This window comes from Type-E symbiont of Plautia stali, from assembly GCF_059731115.1.
In genome coordinates, this window is sequence record NZ_AP035907.1 from 81,475 (window position 1) to 97,880 (window position 16,406).

Here is a 16,406-nt window from a genome sequence, read left to right on the forward strand (position 1 = left end):
TACTCTCCTACAGCAGATACAGCGTTCGCGGGCTAAGGTGATAAGCATGCAAGGACGTTTATTCATCCTCTGAAAGGAACATCAGAACGCCATGAAAACCGCCATTATTATCAATGACCACCCAGACCATTGCCGCGAACGCGTGATGGCGCTGAAAAACAGCGGCATCGCCGTCTTGGCTGACTGCTTGCCTGAGGTTGAAGCGCTGGATCAGGTTCAACGACGGTGTCCGGACTTGCTGGTGGTCAATCTCATCAACAACATCGAAGGATTAACGCTGCTGTCCGCATTTCGCGCACTCAGTGGTGCCATGAAAATTTTGGTGATAGCGACACCGCACAGTGGGCATTTCGCGCAGCGTTGTCTGGACGCGGGCGCCGATGGCTATGTCATCGCCTCGGATCAAATCAGCGAATTCAAAGAGGCGGTGCGCATGGTAATGCGCGGCTACAGTTTCGCCCCAGCGCAGGATTTTCCGACGGCAGCCCATCGTCGCTATGGTGCCAGTGATGAGCAACGCTTACGCATGCTCTCCGCGCGCGAAATGACGGTGTTGATTTTGCTGGCAAAAGGCATGGGCAATAAACAGATAGGCGCGCAACTGTCGCTCAGTGAAAAAACCGTCAGCACCTATAAACATCGCCTCAAATTAAAGCTGAACATTACCTCCGTAGTGGAACTCATTGACTTCGCGCGCCGCTATCATTTGCTGTAGCATCACTCACAGTCTTAATCAGAGCCCTCCAGGCATCGAACAGCATGACGATGTGCCGTGAGTGGTTGATGAATGGGTGATTGACGAACCCCATTGCAGCACCCAATCAACAACCATTCATCAACAGCCCTCAATCAGTGGTGCACCTCAGCGAATAGTGCACGAATTCAAACAAATTTATCGGTAACGTACTCAGCTTCATCCCTTTACGGAACCACAGTTGTATGAAAAATCTGTCAAAGCTGGTTATCACTTTAGGCCTGTTTTTAGCCGTCAGCGCTCAGGCGGAAGCGCAAGGATGCCTGAAAGGCGCGATGATTGGTGCCGCAGCGGGGCATGTTGCGCACCATGCCGTGATGGGCGCGGTAGGGGGCTGTGTCGTGGGTCATCACATGGCCAGTAAGAAGCAAAAAGAAGCTGAAGCCAAACAGCAGCAACAAAAGTAATTGGCAGATAAACGCTTCCGGTTTAACGTGCTGACTGCAGATTAATCCGGAGGCGATGAGCATCATCGCCGCACATCAGGAATAGATCGCCCATTATGATCACCATCGAGTCCGCTGACCCCCTCGCCCCTGAATCCCAACGTCTGATTGAACAACTCTCTACAGAGTTGGCGGCCATCACCGGGAACAACGGAAAGAGCCACTTTAATGCTGAAGCCTTGAATGAAAGACGCTCCATCTGGGTATTAGCAAAAGATCAGCAGGGGAGAGCGGTAGGATGTGCTTCACTGCGGCCGCTATCGCATGACATCGCAGAACTAAAACGCATGTATTCGGATCGCAGCGTATACGGCGTGGGGGCGGCGCTGTTAGAACATTTGCAACGGTGGGCCGTGAGTGTAGGCTTCGAAGAAATTCAGCTTTCAACACGCGCCATCAACACTCGCGCCGTGGATTTTTATCTTAAACACGGCTTTAAGCAGATTGAAAACTACGGCCCGTATGTTGGTCGCACCGAATCCGTTTGTTTAAGCAGAACACTCTGATCTCACCTTATCTATTTGCATCCCACATCCACATCATCTGCGAAATCGCCTTGTTAAGTTCCTCAATGCTGGCGCCGTCACGCGCCTGAATCGATAAACCAAACATGAAAGTGCTGAAGGATGCCGCCAGCGCGCGGACATCAACATCCTGCCGCAATTCGCCCGCGGCAACGGCACGCTCTATCGCGGCGGCGATTCCGGCTCGGGTACGATTGCGCGAGCGTGTCAGTGGTTCGGTCACGGCGGCATGTTCGGCGGAGGTGGCGCTCATGGCACCGAGGCCAACCATACATCCGGTTGGATGGCCTGGCTCGCACTGCATCTGCGCGGATCGGCGCAACGAGGTTTCCACGGCTTCGCGCCCCGTCAGGCGGGTATCCCACAGGAATTCCGTTACCTGACCAAAGGTCGCGAGATAGCGCTGCACGCACTCACGGAACAGTGCCTCTTTCGAACCGAACGCGGCATAAAAACTGGGTGCGGAAATGCCGTTGTTGATGCTGGCTTTGAGCTGGGTAAGCGAAGTCGATTCGTAGCCCTGCTGCCAAAACAGATACATCGCCTGTTCGATCGCCTGGTCTCGATCAAATGTTCTCGGGCGTCCCATCGTCGCCATCGCGTCCTCCTGTTTAATGCGTGCAGTGGATTACTATACTAAACGATACATAACTCGTTGACAAAGCGAACCTGCCTGACTAGTGTATCGATCGTTACATTAATCTAGATCGCTCCCTTTAACCTTAACAAGGCTACATTGCACGCCTAAATATATACCAGTCGATACATAAATGATTTCAGAAGGAATTATGGAAAAAGAACTCGCACTCACTGAGCAAGATGCAGCAACAGAACCGCTGCCGATATCGGCTCTGCTGGCGCTGGCGATGACGGGCTTTATTTGCATCATCACCGAGACCTTGCCTGCCGGGCTGTTGCCGCAAATGGCGGCGGGACTGAACATCTCTAATGCGCTGGCGGGGCAGACGGTCACGGCTTATGCGCTGGGCTCGCTGATCGCCGCGATTCCATTGACCATCGCGACACAGAGTTGGCGGCGCAGAAATGTATTGCTGCTGGCTATCGCCGGATTTTTGATTTTCAATTCTATTACGGCGCTGTCCGCAAACTACTGGCTCACGCTAACGGCACGTTTTTTGGCTGGCGTAGCAGCGGGATTATCATGGAGTCTGCTGGCGGGCTATGCCCGCAGGATGGTGGCGATTCACCAGCAGGGCAAAGCGATGGCGATCGCCATGGTGGGCACGCCCATTGCCTTGTCACTGGGCTTGCCGCTCGGCACCTTGCTGGGTGGCGTGATGGGCTGGCGCAGTGCCTTTGCGGTTATCTCTGCCTTAACCCTTGTGCTGGTGGTGTGGGTGCTGGCCAAAGTGCCTGATTATCCCGGGCAATCGCGCCATGAACGTATGCCGCTATTGAAGGTGCTCACCACGCCAGGTGTGAGACCCGTGCTCAGTGTGGTGATCGCCTGGATGCTGGCTCACAATATTCTCTATACCTATATCGCCCCGTTTCTGCAGTTGGCCGGATTGGGTTCTCAAGTGGATGTCGTGCTGCTGGTGTTCGGGCTTTCCGCGCTGCTGGCGATTGCTGTGATCGGGCGGCTGATCGATCACCACTTACGCAGCAGCGTACTGGTGAGTCTGGCGGTATTTGCCCTGGTTTCATTGGGATTTATGGGCTTTTCGCACATTCCAGCGGCGCTGTATCTCGGTGTTGCCGTGTGGGGATTGACCTTCGGCGGGGCAGTAACCCTGTTGCAAACGGCACTCGCGGATACCGCCGGAGAGGGCGCAGATATCGCACTTTCCATGAACGTGGTGGCGTGGAACGGCGCGATTGCGGCGGGCGGCATCACCGGCGGCATTCTGTTGAATCACTGGGGCGCCCAGTCGTTCTCGCCCGTTTTGCTTGTGCTGCTGGCAATCGCTTTTCTCATCACTTTGCGAGCTCGCAATCACGGCTTCAGTTCCGGCGCGCGCACCGGCCATTAATCACGCCTCCTGAGCTGGCTGCGTTCAGCTCTATCAACAGGGTAACAAGATGAATATTGCAATTATCGGACTGGGCGCAATGGGTAGTGCCATCGCACAACATTTTATCGCCGCAGGGCATAAGGTTTCAGGATGGAGTCGATCCGCTCGTGAAGTTCCGGGAGTCACAGCACTCACCACCGCCGTTGAAGCTTTTCAGGCTGATATAGTGCTCACGTTGCTCTCTGATGATGGGGCGATTGAGGATGTGATCATCAATGATGATCTGCTCAGCCAGGCCAACCCGCATCTGGTGCATATCGTGATGTCGACGATTTCGGTGGCTTATTCTCATGAGCTGGCGCAGCGCCATCAGGCGGCGAGTATTGCTTATATCGCAGCACCGGTGTTGGGAAGGCCGGACGTTGCCGCGCGCGGCGAGTTAAATGTGCTGGTAGCCGGAGAATCGTCAGCGCTTAGCCGAGTGGAACCGGTATTAGCATTGATTGGTAAACGCATCTGGAATATGGGCGAAACACCGGCCGCGGCTCATGCGGCGAAAATTGCTTGTAACATGATGATCACCATGGCGATTGAAGCAATGGCGGAAGCCGTGGTGCTCACCGAAGCCAACGGGCTGGAACGTGAACGCTTCTTTGATCTGATCCTCAATACCTTATTTGGTAGCCGGAGCTATCAGGTCTATTCCGCCAACATCATGCAGGAGGTGTATGAACCCGGCTTCAAGGCCAGCCTCGGGTTAAAAGATCTTCGTTTGGCGCAGGCCGCTGCCGCCCACGCTAAAGCCGAACTGCCGATGTTGCAGGCGGTGCATCAGCAAATGCATCGGGCGGTAAACGCCGGAGGCGGCGATCGTGACTGGTCGATCATGGCCGACTACACGCTGCGGTCAGCTGCATCTAAATCGCCGACAACGTGAAATCCTTTATGATGCAGCATGTGAACTGCCCTCAAAAAACTGGCACAGCAGCTGCCAAAGGTGCTGTGCCGCTGGGGTAAAGCGGTGGTCGGCGCTGCGTAACAGATGGCATTGGCTCTCGCGGGCGATGCGATGATTGATCGGCACCGCGATCAGATTGCGTGATGCCAGGGCGTCTTCCACCACTTTAGTGGTCATAAAGGCAATGCCCATTCCCGCCTGGCTCAGCGCAATCGCACTGGAAAACAGGTTGCAGCTGTAGGCGGGCGTGAACACCAATCCTTCCTGATTAAACATGACGTTCATATAGCTTTGAATACCAAAGTCTTTGTCCATGCCAATCAGTGGATATTCGGCAAGATCGCTGACCTCAACCTGTTGATACAATCCGATGGGGTGATCACGATGCACAATGGCGCAGATGGGGCCGCGCAGATAACTGTGACACTTCACGCCGGGCGGACCCAGGGGGCCAAAACCCACGGCCATATCCACTTCGCCACGAGTGATCAGGCTCACCGTGGTTTGCATATCGCCCGATAAAATATCGATGAACACTTCAGGATAGCTTTGCGAAAAAGGCCGCAAGACATACTTCACCACCTCATCGACCATCCCCTGGCCGACACGCATACGGATCGAGCCGCCGCGTTTATGGCGCAAATCACGCAGACGCCTTTCCAGATGGCTTCTGCGTTGATGCGTTTGCGCGTAATCCTCAGCCAGCAATTTCCCCGCTTCGGTGAGCACCACATTGCGTCCACGCCGCTCCAGCAACGGCAGTTGCATATCACGCGCCAGCTGCGAAAGCTGACGACTGATGGCCGCGGGATCGACATCCAGTGCTTCCGCCGCACGACGAATGCCGCCATGGACACCGACTTCATACAAGTATCTTATGGACTTGTCAGGATAGAGCAGCATTGCCATAGGTTTTCATTATCTGTTGTTCTCAGGTCAACAATAATAACGTTTTATACCCATTTTTTAAGCGCAATTTTATCCTCATACTCGGGATTCACTTGGTGAGGACAGAAGTAATGAAAAATATAATAAGTTATTTGCAACAGCATTCAGACGACATTCTCTCAGATATCAAAACCCTGGTGGCAGCAGAGTCACCCTCCATGAACAAGGCAGCGGTGGATCGCTGTGGCGATGTGCTACGTGCCTTGTTTGCTAAGCGTCTGGGTATTGATGCTGAAATCGATGTACAGGAACACTACGGGAACCACCTCAAGTTCACGCTGGGCTCCGGCGAGGATCAAACCGTGGTGCTCGGCCATTTTGACACCGTCTGGGATGAAGGCGAATTGCCGATGGGCGAGGAAGACGGCAAGTTTTATGGCCCCGGCATTCTGGACATGAAAGCGGGCCTGGTGCAGTCGATTTGGGCCGCACGCGCGTTAAAAGAACACGACTTACTGGCAGGGAAACGCATCGTTTTCCTCTGTGGCAGCGACGAAGAAGTGGGCAGCCCAAGCTCCAGCGAGTGGCTCTCCCGTCATGCGTTAGGGTCATCGCAAGTGCTGGTGGTGGAACCCGCCGTGGCTGGCACCGGTGCGCTGAAGGTTGCGCGCAAAGGTACGGGTCAGTATCAAATCGCGATCACCGGCCAGGCCGCGCATGCAGGTAACAACCCTGAAGAAGGTATTAGCGCGGTGCAGGAGATGGCACATCAGGTGCTGTTCCTGCATGGGTTGAACGCACCGGAACGTGGCACCACCGTCAACGTCGGTATTGCGCAGGGCGGTAATCGCATCAACGTGGTGGCGGATAAAGCGGTGCTGGGCATCGATACGCGCGTCACCAGCGAAGAGGAAGCCCAGCGCATTCACGCCGAAATCACCCAGATTCAGCCGCACTTACCGGGCATTAAGCTGAAGATTACCGGCGCACAATCACGTCCACCGATGCGCCAGAGCGCAGAGTCTTTGGCGATCATGCAGCGTGCGCAAGCCGTGGCACAACAGATCGGTTTCAGCGTGGAAGGTCAATCGGTGGGCGGCGGCAGCGATGGTAACTTCACTGCAGCGTTGGGTATCCCAACCTTAGATGGATTGGGCGCGACCGGTGCAGGCATTCATGCGCGTCATGAGCACATCATCATTGCTGATATTGCCTCACGTACCGCGCTGGTAGCGGGTCTAATGCTGGGGGAAAACCATGTCGCAGGTTAATGTTGAAAAAAATAGTGCGATGCAGCCCGCAGGCAAGAAGAGTGAGCAGAGCCCTTATCTGCTGCTGTTTATCATCCTGGTGCTGGCAGCGGTCGCTACGTGGATTATCCCGGCGGGCAAGTTTGATCATGAAACCCGCAATGGTGTGACCTTTGCCATTAAAGGCAGTCTGCATGAAGTGGCGCGCACGGGTGTTTATCCTGGCGAGATTTTCATGGCCATCGTACAGGGGGTGATCAAAGCGGCACCGATCATTTTCCTGATTCTATTTACCGGCGGGCTGCTGGCGGTGATTGAAGCCACCGGCGCGATTGCCACGGCGCTGAATTCGCTGTCACGCAGCACCAAAATCAGCGATACCCGTCTGATCCTGATTTTCGCGGTGATCTTCGCCATCCTCGGCAGTACCGGTGTGGTGCAAAACTCGGTGGTGGCTTTTGTGCCGATTGGCCTGCTGGTGGCGCGTTCGTTAGGTTTACCGCCGGTTATCGGTATGGCGCTGATCTATCTAACCTGCGCGGCAGGTTTCAACGTGGCGTTCCTCGGGCCGGCCACCACCGGTCTGACACAGCATCTGGCGCAGTTGCCGCTGTTCTCGGGCATGTTACTGCGCGGCATCACCAACCTGCTGTTTGTGTTAACGGTGGCGATTTACCTGATCATTACCGTGAAGCGCATGCGCAAAAATGGTCAGGTACGCGTGGACACTGCGGTGGAAAGCGCTGAACCGCTGGCGATTACCGGCCGTCATAAACTGATTCTGCTGACCTGCGCGGTGACGCTGATTCTGTTTATGGTCGGCACGGTGCAGCTGCATTGGGCCACCAATGAGATGTCGGCGATGTTTATCATCCTGTCGATCATGGTCGGTTTGATTGGTCGCCTTTCCGGTTCTGCTATTGCTAACACCTTCCTGTCCGGCTGCTCTCAGCTGGTCAAAGGCGGTTTTATTGTCGGGATGGCAGGTGCGATTTCGGTGGTGCTGCAGCAGGGCAATATCCTCGATCCGATTGTTGGCTTCCTGTCAGACTTGCTGGCACCGGTTCCGCCTGCGATTGCCGCTGTGGGCATGTTTATCAGCGCCGCATTGATGCACTTCGGCATTTCATCCGGTTCGGGCGAGTCAGCGTTGTTGATCCCGATTTTCTCCCCGCTGGGCGATAACCTCGGCCTGACACGTCAGGTGACGGTGCAAACCGTGCTGCTGGGCGAAGGGATAGTGAACTCCATCAGTCCGACCTCGGGTGTGCTGATGGCCGCGCTGGCCACGGCCAATATCTCGTTCGGCAAATGGCTTAAATTCGTGGCACCGGTCGTCGCCATCTGGTTTGCGGTTTGCGTGGTGACGCTGCTGATTGGCGTGGCGATCAACTGGGGTCCGTTCTAACCCAGTGAAAATGAGAAGGGATGCTGACGATAGCATCCCTTTTTTATTACTGCTTAAGGGCAACGTTACGCCTGCAGGAAGTCCCGGAACTCCTCACTCAATTCGTCAAAGAGTTGATAGATTACCTGACCCCCCTGAGTGGTTTGCCCCCGGGCTTCCGCAGCGGCAAGCGCATCAAACAGGCGATGTTTGATGTGAAAACGCCATATGACCGGCACGCGACATAAGATATCAGTCAATGCCCGATAGCGCTCCGGCGTCCAGCTTTGTTCAAAGCGAGTGCGCCATGGGCCAAAGTCAAAATGTGCCACGCTGTCGGCTGTCGCAGAGCGTTGATTGCGTTTCATCTGCGTGGCTTCCATATCCAGCTCACCCTCGCGGATCACCACACCGTAATCCTGCTCGGCACGCGCCGAACAAACGTAGCCGCTTTTCACGTCTGATAACACCTGCTGGGGATCACGCTCCAGCGGTGAACCATATCCGCCACCACCGGCCCCGGTTAATCGAATCACATCTCCTGCCTGGCAACGGATCACATCGCTGTTGCCGAGCATTTCAGGTGCTTCACTCTCCGGGTTTTTCACAAAAATGGCATTGCTGCCCGCTTTTCCGCCAAGGACACCCCAGGAAGCGAAATGGGTGCGATCGCGATTGCGCGCCGTGACGGTGGTATCAGGTGCAAACACCTGAAATTCCATCATTAGCCCGGAACCACCGCGATATTTTCCTGCACCGCCGGAGTCGGGTACCAGACAATAGCGGGTGATACGAATCGGCACTTCCGCTTCGTTAATCTCCACTGGCGTATTGCGCAGAAACGCCACGTTAGCGCCCGATCCTTCTTCTCCGTCACCGAACGGCATGCCGCCCGCCCCGCCGCCCACCGGGCCGATGGAAGCAATCACCGGGCGACCCGAGGTGTTGGTGGTTTTCACGTTCAGAATCGCCAGTCCACAGGCCGCGCAGGCAGGCAAACGGTCAGGGATCGCTTGTGAAAACGCGCCAAAGGTCAATACATGCGTTAACTTACAGGTCAGACTGCGCATGCCGACGGCAGCCGGGTAAAGGGCATTCATCACGCTGCCTTCGGGCAGCACACATTCGACGACGCGATCCAGCCCCGCGTTGAGCAAAATATCGGGATTCAGGGTATAGAGCACATAGTGATAGCCGACCAGCGCCAGCGCGTGACGCGTCATACCGCCGGTCGGCATATTCAATGATGAAAGCAATTGCGGATCGCTGCCGGTGTAATCAAGGATGGCGCGGCCGCCGCGAATTTTCAGCGTCATCGCCACGCGCATCGGTTTGCCGTTCACGCTGTCTTCATCAGCGTATTCCGCGAAGAAATAATCGCCATCCGGCACGCTCTCAAGGATGCGTTCTGCCTGCTGCGCCGCATAATCGAGCAGGGCCACCATACCTTGCTGAAAATCTTCCACACCAAAATGCGCGATCATCTCCAGCACGCGTTTTTCGCCATTGGCCAGCATCGCCAGTTGGGCATGCATGTCACCCATATTCTGTTCTGGCGCACGCACATTGGTTTTGATCAACGTGAGCAACGCTTCATCCAGCACGCCTTCACGCACGATCTTAGTCGGCGGGATACGTATTCCTTCCTGATGGATCTCTGTCAGCGTGCGCGACAGCGAGGCGGGCACGGCCCCGCCCACATCGGTGTTATGAATATGACCACCAACAAAACACACCAGCTTGCCTTGCCAGAACACCGGTTTCCACATCACCATATCCGGGCTGTGTGTCGCAACGTTACCGCTGTAAGCATCGTTGGTCATCGCCACATCGCCGGGGCGATAGTCCTCGATCATGCCGAGTACCGGCCCGTAATCGAGACCGATATACCAGGTGGCACCTAAGGTTTTCGGCGAAGCAAATGCCAGACCTTCGGGGGTGAGCAGGGCGCATGAGAAGTCTTCCGTCTCTTTGACAAAAGTCGAATGCGCGGTACGCACCAGCGTATGGGCCATGCTTTCTGCTGCCGCCACACAGTAGTTAGCCAGAATCTGCAGACCTGAAGTATTAAAAGCCATATCGCGACTCCTTTATTAAGCCGTGTGGGTGAGGTCAGTGAGGATCAGATTGCCGAGCGCATCCACCCGGGCGCGGAAATCGGGTAATACGGCGACAGTGGTGTCGGACTGGGTAATCACCGCGGGTCCGGTAAATGACTGACCACCCGCAAGCTGCTCGCGCTGGTAAAGTGGCACGGTGAGATAACGGCCCGACATCCACACATCAATATGCTCAGCGGGGATCGGTGCTGCGTCAGAGTGCGGCAAAGGTTCGAGTTGCGGCTTCGGCGTGGGCATGCTGACCACCAGACGTAGCGACACCACCTGAATCTGGGCATCACGGTCGCTGTAAGCATATAAATGATGGTGTTGCGCATGGAAGGCTTCACGCAGCGTTGAGAGATTGCCGCTCGCCAAATCCTCACGCTGTAACGGTGTGGCGATCTCAAACGACTGCCCCTTGTAACGCATCTCTGCCGAGAGGCTAAACTGGCCCTGGCTGGCATCACTGACTTCGTGGCTCAGCCATTCGCGGGCTTGCTGTTCGAGTTGCTGATATTCAGCTTCGAGGTGTGGCAAGCTATCTGCGCTTAAATCACCATAAATGATGCGAACAAAATCGTTTTTCACATCGGCAACCAGACCGCCTAATGCACTCAGCACGCCGGGCGTCAGCGGCACCAGCACTTCACGCATGTGCATGGCGCGCGCCAGATAACAGGCCATCATCGGGCCTGCACCGCCAAAAGGCATCAGGGAAAAGGCGCGCGGGTCGATACCGAAACGGGAAACCAGTCGGCTAATTCCTGCGTACATGCCGGACACGGAAACGTTAATGATCGCTTCCGCCGTGGCTTCGATGGATTGACCCAGTCGATCGGCCAGCGATCCTATGGCGGCTTTCGCGGCGGCGACATCCACATTCACCGCGTTGTAGCCCAACGTTGCCTGGCCAAGAATGCCCAATGACACAAAAGCATCGGTAATCGTGGGCTGCGTGCCGCCACGTCCATAACACACTGGCCCAGGCGTTGAGCCTGCGCTTTCTGGCCCAACTTTGAGCACGCCCAACTCATCAACGCGCGCCACAGAACCGCCGCCATCACCAATCGATGTGACGGACACGGACGGAATGTGAATCTGGTAGTCACCGATATACTCACCGGTGTCATATTGCGCTTCTCCGTTGACGATCAGCGCCACATCGGCGGTGGTGCCGCCAATATCCAGACTCATGACGTTCTCACGACCGCACTGGCGTGCCACCCAGGCTGCGCCCATCACACCTGATGCGGTTCCCGACAAGATCATCTGCACGCACTCGGCTTTGCCGCGCTCTGCGCTCATCACGCCGCCATTGGACTTGGTGACTTTCAGCTCAGCCGTCACGCCTGCTTGCGTCAGTGCCTGCTGCAAAGCACCGAGATAATGCGCGACGCGTGGTTGAACATAGGCACCAATCACGGCGGTTTGCGTACGCTCGAATTCGCGGATAGTCGGCCAGACATCGCTAGAGCAGCAGACAAAAAAGCCTGGCACGGCCGCTTCAATCACGGCCTGGACCTGCTTCTCATGTTCGGGATTGCGATAGGCATGCAGCAGGGCAATCACGACTCCTTCACAGCCCGCATCGCGCAAGCCCGCGACAGCGGCCAGCACACTCTGTTCTGCAATCGGCGTGAGTTCTTTTCCGGTCGCATCCATTCGACCGTCAATGCCAAACACATTTTCGCGCGACACCAGGGGTTCCGGACGCAGCGAATGCAGGCTGTACATATCTGGCGTCTTCAGTCTGCCAAGTGCCAGGACATCCTCGAAATAGCGATTGGTGATCAGCCCCAGCTTCGCCCCTTTTTTCTGCACCACGGCATTCACGCCAACGGTGGTGCCGTGGGTAAAATATTCAATATCGGCGGGATCGATTCCATAGCGCTTCACCAACTCCTGAACGCCGTGCAGCACTTCCTGACCCGGATCATCGGGACGAGAAAACACTTTCAGGCTGTGCAACTGCCCCGATGCTTCGTTGAAAACGGCGAAGTCAGTAAACGAGCCGCCGATATCGACACCAATGCGTAATCCCATACTTCCCCCTAATTGGTTTGCGAATGAGCGGATTTATCCAGGCGATCGCGCACCTGGTAGTAGCTGCCAAGCAGCGGCATAAACCAGGTGTTGCCGGTGTAGAGCGGGTGGCCGGGCAGCGGCGATACCCCATAAGGACTTGCGTTGAGCGGTGTATTTTCGATCAGGTGACGGGCTAAACGGTGGCCGAGCCAACTCATCATGGTGACACCGCTGCCGTTGCAGCCCACGGCATAAAAACAGCCTTGCGGCGTCTGGCCGATATGCGGCAGGTAATCAAGCGTGACGGCGACTTTACCGCCCCAGCTATGGCTGATTTTGATATCGCGTAATTGTGGAAATCGTTGCGTCAGATGTTGATGCAGCACGCGCGCAGACTGCTGGCGATCAAGGGCGTAGAAGCGTGCGCGGCCCCCAAAGAGCAGACGAGAGCCATCGGGCGAATAACGAAAATAGTGTGTGACGCGCTGGGTTTCCGCGATGCCGCGCTGGTGCGGGATCAGCGTGCGTCGCAGATCTGCGGATAAGGGTTCAGTGGCAATCTGATGGCTGGTGACGGGTACCACGCGTGCGCGCAAATGGGCCATTTCTGGCCCGGTATAGCCATTGGTGGCGATAATCACCTGACGCGCATTGAGCGTGCCGCGCAGAGAATCAACCTGGTAATGCGCCGCGTGTTTCTCAATGCGACTCACCGCAGAACCACTGCACACCACCACGCCAGCTTTGCGCACCGCATCCAGCAAACCTGCATAATAAAGCGCGGGATTGAGCAGACCAGCACGCTCAATCAGTACGCCGCCGTGATAAGCCGGGCTATCCAGTTCGGCGCGCAGTTCATCGCGCGTTAGCATGCGCGCCTGCACCTGACTCACGCTATTGAGAAGTGCCAACCGCTTTTTCCAGTTCTCCAGATGTTCCGGGCTCCACGCGGCGGCGAGGCGTCCGGTTTGTCGATAATCGCAGGTGATAGCGTGCTGTGCGATCAGACTTTCCAGATAGCGATAGCCGTCAGCCGCCTCCAGCAGCAGGTCGCGTTTCAGCTGCTCATCGCTCTGCCGCAGCCCCTTTTTGGCCGACATGGTTTTGCCCACATTGATGCCGCCAGTGACCTGACCACCGCTCAACGTACTCGCGCCACTGCCCGGCAAGCCGGCTTCCAGAATCACCACCTGATTGCCGTGTTGCGCCAGCGTCAATGCACAGCACAGCCCGGCATAGCCAGCGCCAATAATCACGTATTCCGTTTCGGGCGGAACGTCACTGGGCGATGCATCCTGTGGTTGCCACTGCTCCCACCAATAGGGCGCCGCCTTAAAATCTTCGGTAAAAATCGACTGATGACTTCTCATCACTCTGCCTCGCTAAACATCACTCATGAAATCCAGCGGCTGAAATCTAGCCGTTCCACAATAAGGAATGCCATTCCATAATTTTAACGTGACATGATTTTATCTCTCCTGCAAGCACAAAAATTAAGCATTCGGAGGAAATTGTGATCGGCTCGCGGGCAAAACGCCGAGCGGCAGAGGGCAGGCTGTGCCATATTACGGCACAGCAAGTGGAGACAATGAAGTCAGAAAGTAGGGAGGGTGGAGTATGCAGAGCCTGATTAAGAGCCTGAAAGTGCTGGAGAAGGTGGCCGAGAAACAGCCGATCAGTGTGGGCGAGTTGGCCAAAATGATGTCGATGCCAAAAACCACCGTACAGCGTATTCTCTGGACCTTTCATGAGGCGGGCTGGTTACGATTGATTGAAGGCGACATGCCGCGCTGGACCGTCAGCCCTCGTGTGCTCAGCGTGCGGCCGATCGAGCTGGCGGGCGGTGGACTGTCTGCTGCCGTCCAGGATCCGATGGCAGAGTTGCGCAATAGCACGCAGGAGACGGTGTATGTGTCGGTGTATGACGGCAATGGCGCGGTGGTGGTGATCGACAGGCTGGAAAGTCCGCATCCCGTTCGCGCGGTTAGTCCGATTGGGGATATTGCGCCCATTCACTCCACGGCAAATGGCATGGCGATTTTGGCGTTCTTACCGGAAAGCCAGCTTGAAAATATCCTTACCGGCGAGCTGAGTGCCTTTAACCCTGCCACCATCACCGATGCCGATAAACTTCGCGCAGAACTGAAGCAGGTGCGTGAGCGCGGGTACGCAATCAACCGAGGCTATTATCGCTCTGGTATTTTCGCCATCGGGGCACCCATTTTTGATGCAGCCCACCAGCCGGTCGCCAGTATCTGCATCTCGATGCCGGACTCTCGTTATCATGAAGAAAAAATCGCAGAGTGGGGCGCGCTAACTGTTAAGGCTGCCCAGGCAATTGGCTTCCAGAGAAATGCCAGAGGTTAACGGCATGACGCAATGGCCACACTGCGGTGTGGTCATTTCATCCTAACATCTTGTTTTTGAGTGACATTAATCGACTCATCTCCCTTCGTGCCCTCCAGCTCAATCTCCGTGTGACCTATAGCGAGATCCTCTCACCGGCATATTGACGTCTAATTTTCACTCAACTAACGTAACTAACGGAATGCCATGCCGTAATGTGGAATGATTGAATTCATTCTGAGTCACGTTCACTGACCGTGCTGTTATGCGGTGAAGATGGGGTTAACCATGACAACTTCTGCCACGCTTCCTCAGGTGACACCTGAAATGCAGCGCAAAACGCTGATCGGTGCTGTTGCCGGCAACCTGGTCGAGTTTCTCGACTTTGCCCTCTACGGCCTACTGGCCAGTGTGATTTCACGGATCTTTTTCCCGCAGGATGCGCCATTGACGGCACTGCTCTCGGTATTACTGCTGTATGCATCGAGTTTTCTGGTGCGCCCGATTGGTGGCATCGTGTTGGGATTGGCGGGCGATCGCTGGGGCAGGCGTTCGGTGTTGATGATCACCATCACCGGCATGAGTGTGGTGACCGGTTTGACCGCTCTTCTCCCCACTTACGCGCAGGCAGGCACCAGCGCCACCGTATTGCTGGTGATTTGCCGACTGATTCAGGGCTTTTTTGCTGGCGGCGAATACGCGACAGCCACGGATTACATTGTCGAGAACAGCGATCAAAAACGCCGCGCCTTTCGTGCGTCATTCTCGCCCATAGGTGCCTATATCGGCACGGTGATCGCTATTGGTCTCTACACCTTGTTGTCTTCGTTGATCACGGCGGCACAAATGGAGGAGTGGGGCTGGCGTGTACTGTTTGCCATCGGCCTCCCGTTGGGGCTGGTTGGGTTGCTGATTCGCCGCAAGCTGGATGAGAGCCCGGAATTCCGCGCGGTTGAACGGGCGCGGGTGGAGCAGCGTTTGAATCCGCCAACGGTGACTCAGGTCATTCGCTCGCAGTGGAAAAATATCCTGGTGTTCATGTCGATACTGATGAGTCATACGCTGCCCAACTATCTGATTCTGGGCTTCTTCGCCACGTATCTCACCACGTTTGTCGGGCTAGCCAAAACCGATGCGGCAATGGCGGTGTTAGTTTCTCAGTTTGTACTGATTTTTAGCACGCTATTGCATGGCTATCTCAGTGATGTGGTAGGTAGAAAACGCTGGTTACTGTTGGGCTGTGTGCTGGTGATCCCGGCGATGTTTTTTGCTTTCACCTATGCTGAGCATGGCACGTTAGGCAGTGCCATTATCGCAGCGGTTGTGCCAGTGATGGTTTTCCCGATGGTCACCAGTGGAATGACCATCAGTCTGGTCGATATGTTCCCGGCCGAGATGCGTGCCTCTGCGGGTGCAATGGCGTACAACACCGGTACCGCGTTGTTCGGTGGCACAGCACCGCTGATTGGCGCGGCGTTGATTGGCTGGTCGGGCAGTGCGTTTACGCTGGTGTACTATGTTGCCGCCGTGGCTATCGTCTCATTCATTTCGATTGCGCTGTTTTTCCGCTATCCGCATCGCGCCTCGCATAACGCTTATCAGCTTGCGAGCAGCGCCGCGCAGGGCAATCCTATAGCGGCGCGCCTGCGCCGATAAACGTTTTACATCACGGAGCATCGGTAACCGTTTTCCCGTGGTTACCGATGTCTATTTGATGAGAGGTGAGTGGAGATAAATTTCATGGCTTTAG

General features: G+C 55.7%; 14 protein-coding genes. 9 read left to right on the forward strand and 5 right to left on the reverse strand.

All coding sequences use genetic code 11. The features are described from left to right. Positions 1-91: 91 nt before the first annotated feature. The 3 genes from AC6I8L_RS20295 to AC6I8L_RS20305 all read left to right on the forward strand — a co-directional run bounded on the left by AC6I8L_RS20295 (position 92) and on the right by AC6I8L_RS20305 (position 1,706). Positions 92-715: a response regulator transcription factor gene (locus AC6I8L_RS20295; protein ID WP_058960400.1), complete on the forward strand. Its 624-nt coding sequence runs from the start codon at positions 92-94 to the stop codon at positions 713-715. A 224-nt stretch (positions 716-939) separates the two neighbouring features. After that, positions 940-1,161, forward strand: coding sequence for a hypothetical protein (locus AC6I8L_RS20300; RefSeq protein ID WP_058960781.1), 222 nt, complete (start codon positions 940-942; stop codon positions 1,159-1,161). A gap of 95 nt (positions 1,162-1,256) precedes the next feature. Further along, entirely contained in the window at positions 1,257-1,706 is a 450-nt protein-coding gene (locus AC6I8L_RS20305; protein ID WP_058960780.1) for a GNAT family N-acetyltransferase, read from the forward strand. 7 nt (positions 1,707-1,713) lie between these two features. Here the strand turns inward: AC6I8L_RS20305 and AC6I8L_RS20310 are convergent, their stop codons facing one another. Then, positions 1,714-2,322: a TetR/AcrR family transcriptional regulator gene (locus AC6I8L_RS20310; protein ID WP_058960779.1), complete on the reverse strand. Its 609-nt coding sequence runs from the start codon at positions 2,320-2,322 to the stop codon at positions 1,714-1,716. Between the two features lie 190 nt (positions 2,323-2,512). On the opposite strand from AC6I8L_RS20310, the gene AC6I8L_RS20315 reads away from it, so the two are divergent. Together AC6I8L_RS20315 and AC6I8L_RS20320 are read left to right on the forward strand one after the other, a co-directional pair. After that, positions 2,513-3,718, forward strand: coding sequence for an MFS transporter (locus tag AC6I8L_RS20315; RefSeq protein ID WP_058960778.1), 1,206 nt, complete (start codon positions 2,513-2,515; stop codon positions 3,716-3,718). A gap of 49 nt (positions 3,719-3,767) precedes the next feature. Further along, positions 3,768-4,637, forward strand: coding sequence for an NAD(P)-dependent oxidoreductase (locus tag AC6I8L_RS20320; protein WP_058960777.1), 870 nt, complete (start codon positions 3,768-3,770; stop codon positions 4,635-4,637). Between the two features lie 6 nt (positions 4,638-4,643). On the opposite strand, the gene AC6I8L_RS20325 is transcribed toward AC6I8L_RS20320, so the two are convergent. Beyond that, positions 4,644-5,567, reverse strand: a complete 924-nt coding sequence (locus tag AC6I8L_RS20325; RefSeq protein ID WP_058960776.1) for a LysR family transcriptional regulator — start codon at positions 5,565-5,567, stop codon at positions 4,644-4,646. A 110-nt stretch (positions 5,568-5,677) separates the two neighbouring features. On the opposite strand from AC6I8L_RS20325, the gene AC6I8L_RS20330 reads away from it, so the two are divergent. Together AC6I8L_RS20330 and AC6I8L_RS20335 are read left to right on the forward strand one after the other, a co-directional pair. Beyond that, entirely contained in the window at positions 5,678-6,817 is a 1,140-nt protein-coding gene (locus tag AC6I8L_RS20330; protein WP_058960775.1) for a M20 family metallopeptidase, read from the forward strand. Beyond that, positions 6,804-8,204 carry a YfcC family protein gene (locus AC6I8L_RS20335; protein ID WP_479401749.1) on the forward strand — a complete coding sequence of 467 codons (1,401 nt, stop codon included), beginning with the start codon at positions 6,804-6,806 and terminating at the stop codon, positions 8,202-8,204. Before AC6I8L_RS20330 ends, AC6I8L_RS20335 begins: the two co-directional genes overlap by 14 nt. Positions 8,205-8,269: 65 nt before the next feature. Here AC6I8L_RS20335 and AC6I8L_RS20340 read toward each other — a convergent pair whose 3' ends face one another. The 3 genes from AC6I8L_RS20340 to AC6I8L_RS20350 are packed head-to-tail and all read right to left on the reverse strand — an operon-like array spanning position 8,270 to position 13,680. Beyond that, the gene (locus AC6I8L_RS20340) at positions 8,270-10,261 is read right to left on the reverse strand and encodes a hydantoinase B/oxoprolinase family protein (RefSeq protein WP_058960773.1); all 1,992 of its coding nucleotides are present in this window, start codon (positions 10,259-10,261) and stop codon (positions 8,270-8,272) included. 15 nt (positions 10,262-10,276) lie between these two features. Next, positions 10,277-12,328, reverse strand: a complete 2,052-nt coding sequence (locus AC6I8L_RS20345) for a hydantoinase/oxoprolinase family protein (protein WP_058960772.1) — start codon at positions 12,326-12,328, stop codon at positions 10,277-10,279. 8 nt (positions 12,329-12,336) lie between these two features. Next, a complete protein-coding gene (locus AC6I8L_RS20350) occupies positions 12,337-13,680 on the reverse strand; it encodes an NAD(P)/FAD-dependent oxidoreductase (RefSeq protein ID WP_058960771.1) in 1,344 nt (447 codons plus the stop codon). A gap of 247 nt (positions 13,681-13,927) precedes the next feature. Here AC6I8L_RS20350 and AC6I8L_RS20355 point away from each other — a divergent pair, with 247 nt between their 5' ends. Continuing rightward, positions 13,928-14,677: an IclR family transcriptional regulator gene (locus AC6I8L_RS20355; RefSeq protein WP_058960770.1), complete on the forward strand. Its 750-nt coding sequence runs from the start codon at positions 13,928-13,930 to the stop codon at positions 14,675-14,677. A gap of 267 nt (positions 14,678-14,944) precedes the next feature. Further along, positions 14,945-16,312, forward strand: coding sequence for an MFS transporter (locus AC6I8L_RS20360; RefSeq protein WP_167347118.1), 1,368 nt, complete (start codon positions 14,945-14,947; stop codon positions 16,310-16,312). The last annotated feature ends 94 nt before the right edge of the window (positions 16,313-16,406 follow it).

What these genes read in the sequence shown, in the direction of transcription:
- AC6I8L_RS20295 (WP_058960400.1), top strand. Translation starts at nt 92, where the DNA reads ATGAAAACCGCCATTATTATCAATGACCACCCAGACCATTGCCGCGAA.
- AC6I8L_RS20300 (WP_058960781.1), top strand. Translation starts at nt 940, where the DNA reads ATGAAAAATCTGTCAAAGCTGGTTATCACTTTAGGCCTGTTTTTAGCC.
- AC6I8L_RS20305 (WP_058960780.1), top strand. Translation starts at nt 1,257, where the DNA reads ATGATCACCATCGAGTCCGCTGACCCCCTCGCCCCTGAATCCCAACGT.
- AC6I8L_RS20310 (WP_058960779.1), bottom strand. Translation starts at nt 2,322, where the DNA reads ATGGCGACGATGGGACGCCCGAGAACATTTGATCGAGACCAGGCGATC.
- AC6I8L_RS20315 (WP_058960778.1), top strand. Translation starts at nt 2,513, where the DNA reads ATGGAAAAAGAACTCGCACTCACTGAGCAAGATGCAGCAACAGAACCG.
- AC6I8L_RS20320 (WP_058960777.1), top strand. Translation starts at nt 3,768, where the DNA reads ATGAATATTGCAATTATCGGACTGGGCGCAATGGGTAGTGCCATCGCA.
- AC6I8L_RS20325 (WP_058960776.1), bottom strand. Translation starts at nt 5,567, where the DNA reads ATGGCAATGCTGCTCTATCCTGACAAGTCCATAAGATACTTGTATGAA.
- AC6I8L_RS20330 (WP_058960775.1), top strand. Translation starts at nt 5,678, where the DNA reads ATGAAAAATATAATAAGTTATTTGCAACAGCATTCAGACGACATTCTC.
- AC6I8L_RS20335 (WP_479401749.1), top strand. Translation starts at nt 6,804, where the DNA reads ATGTCGCAGGTTAATGTTGAAAAAAATAGTGCGATGCAGCCCGCAGGC.
- AC6I8L_RS20340 (WP_058960773.1), bottom strand. Translation starts at nt 10,261, where the DNA reads ATGGCTTTTAATACTTCAGGTCTGCAGATTCTGGCTAACTACTGTGTG.
- AC6I8L_RS20345 (WP_058960772.1), bottom strand. Translation starts at nt 12,328, where the DNA reads ATGGGATTACGCATTGGTGTCGATATCGGCGGCTCGTTTACTGACTTC.
- AC6I8L_RS20350 (WP_058960771.1), bottom strand. Translation starts at nt 13,680, where the DNA reads ATGAGAAGTCATCAGTCGATTTTTACCGAAGATTTTAAGGCGGCGCCC.
- AC6I8L_RS20355 (WP_058960770.1), top strand. Translation starts at nt 13,928, where the DNA reads ATGCAGAGCCTGATTAAGAGCCTGAAAGTGCTGGAGAAGGTGGCCGAG.
- AC6I8L_RS20360 (WP_167347118.1), top strand. Translation starts at nt 14,945, where the DNA reads ATGACAACTTCTGCCACGCTTCCTCAGGTGACACCTGAAATGCAGCGC.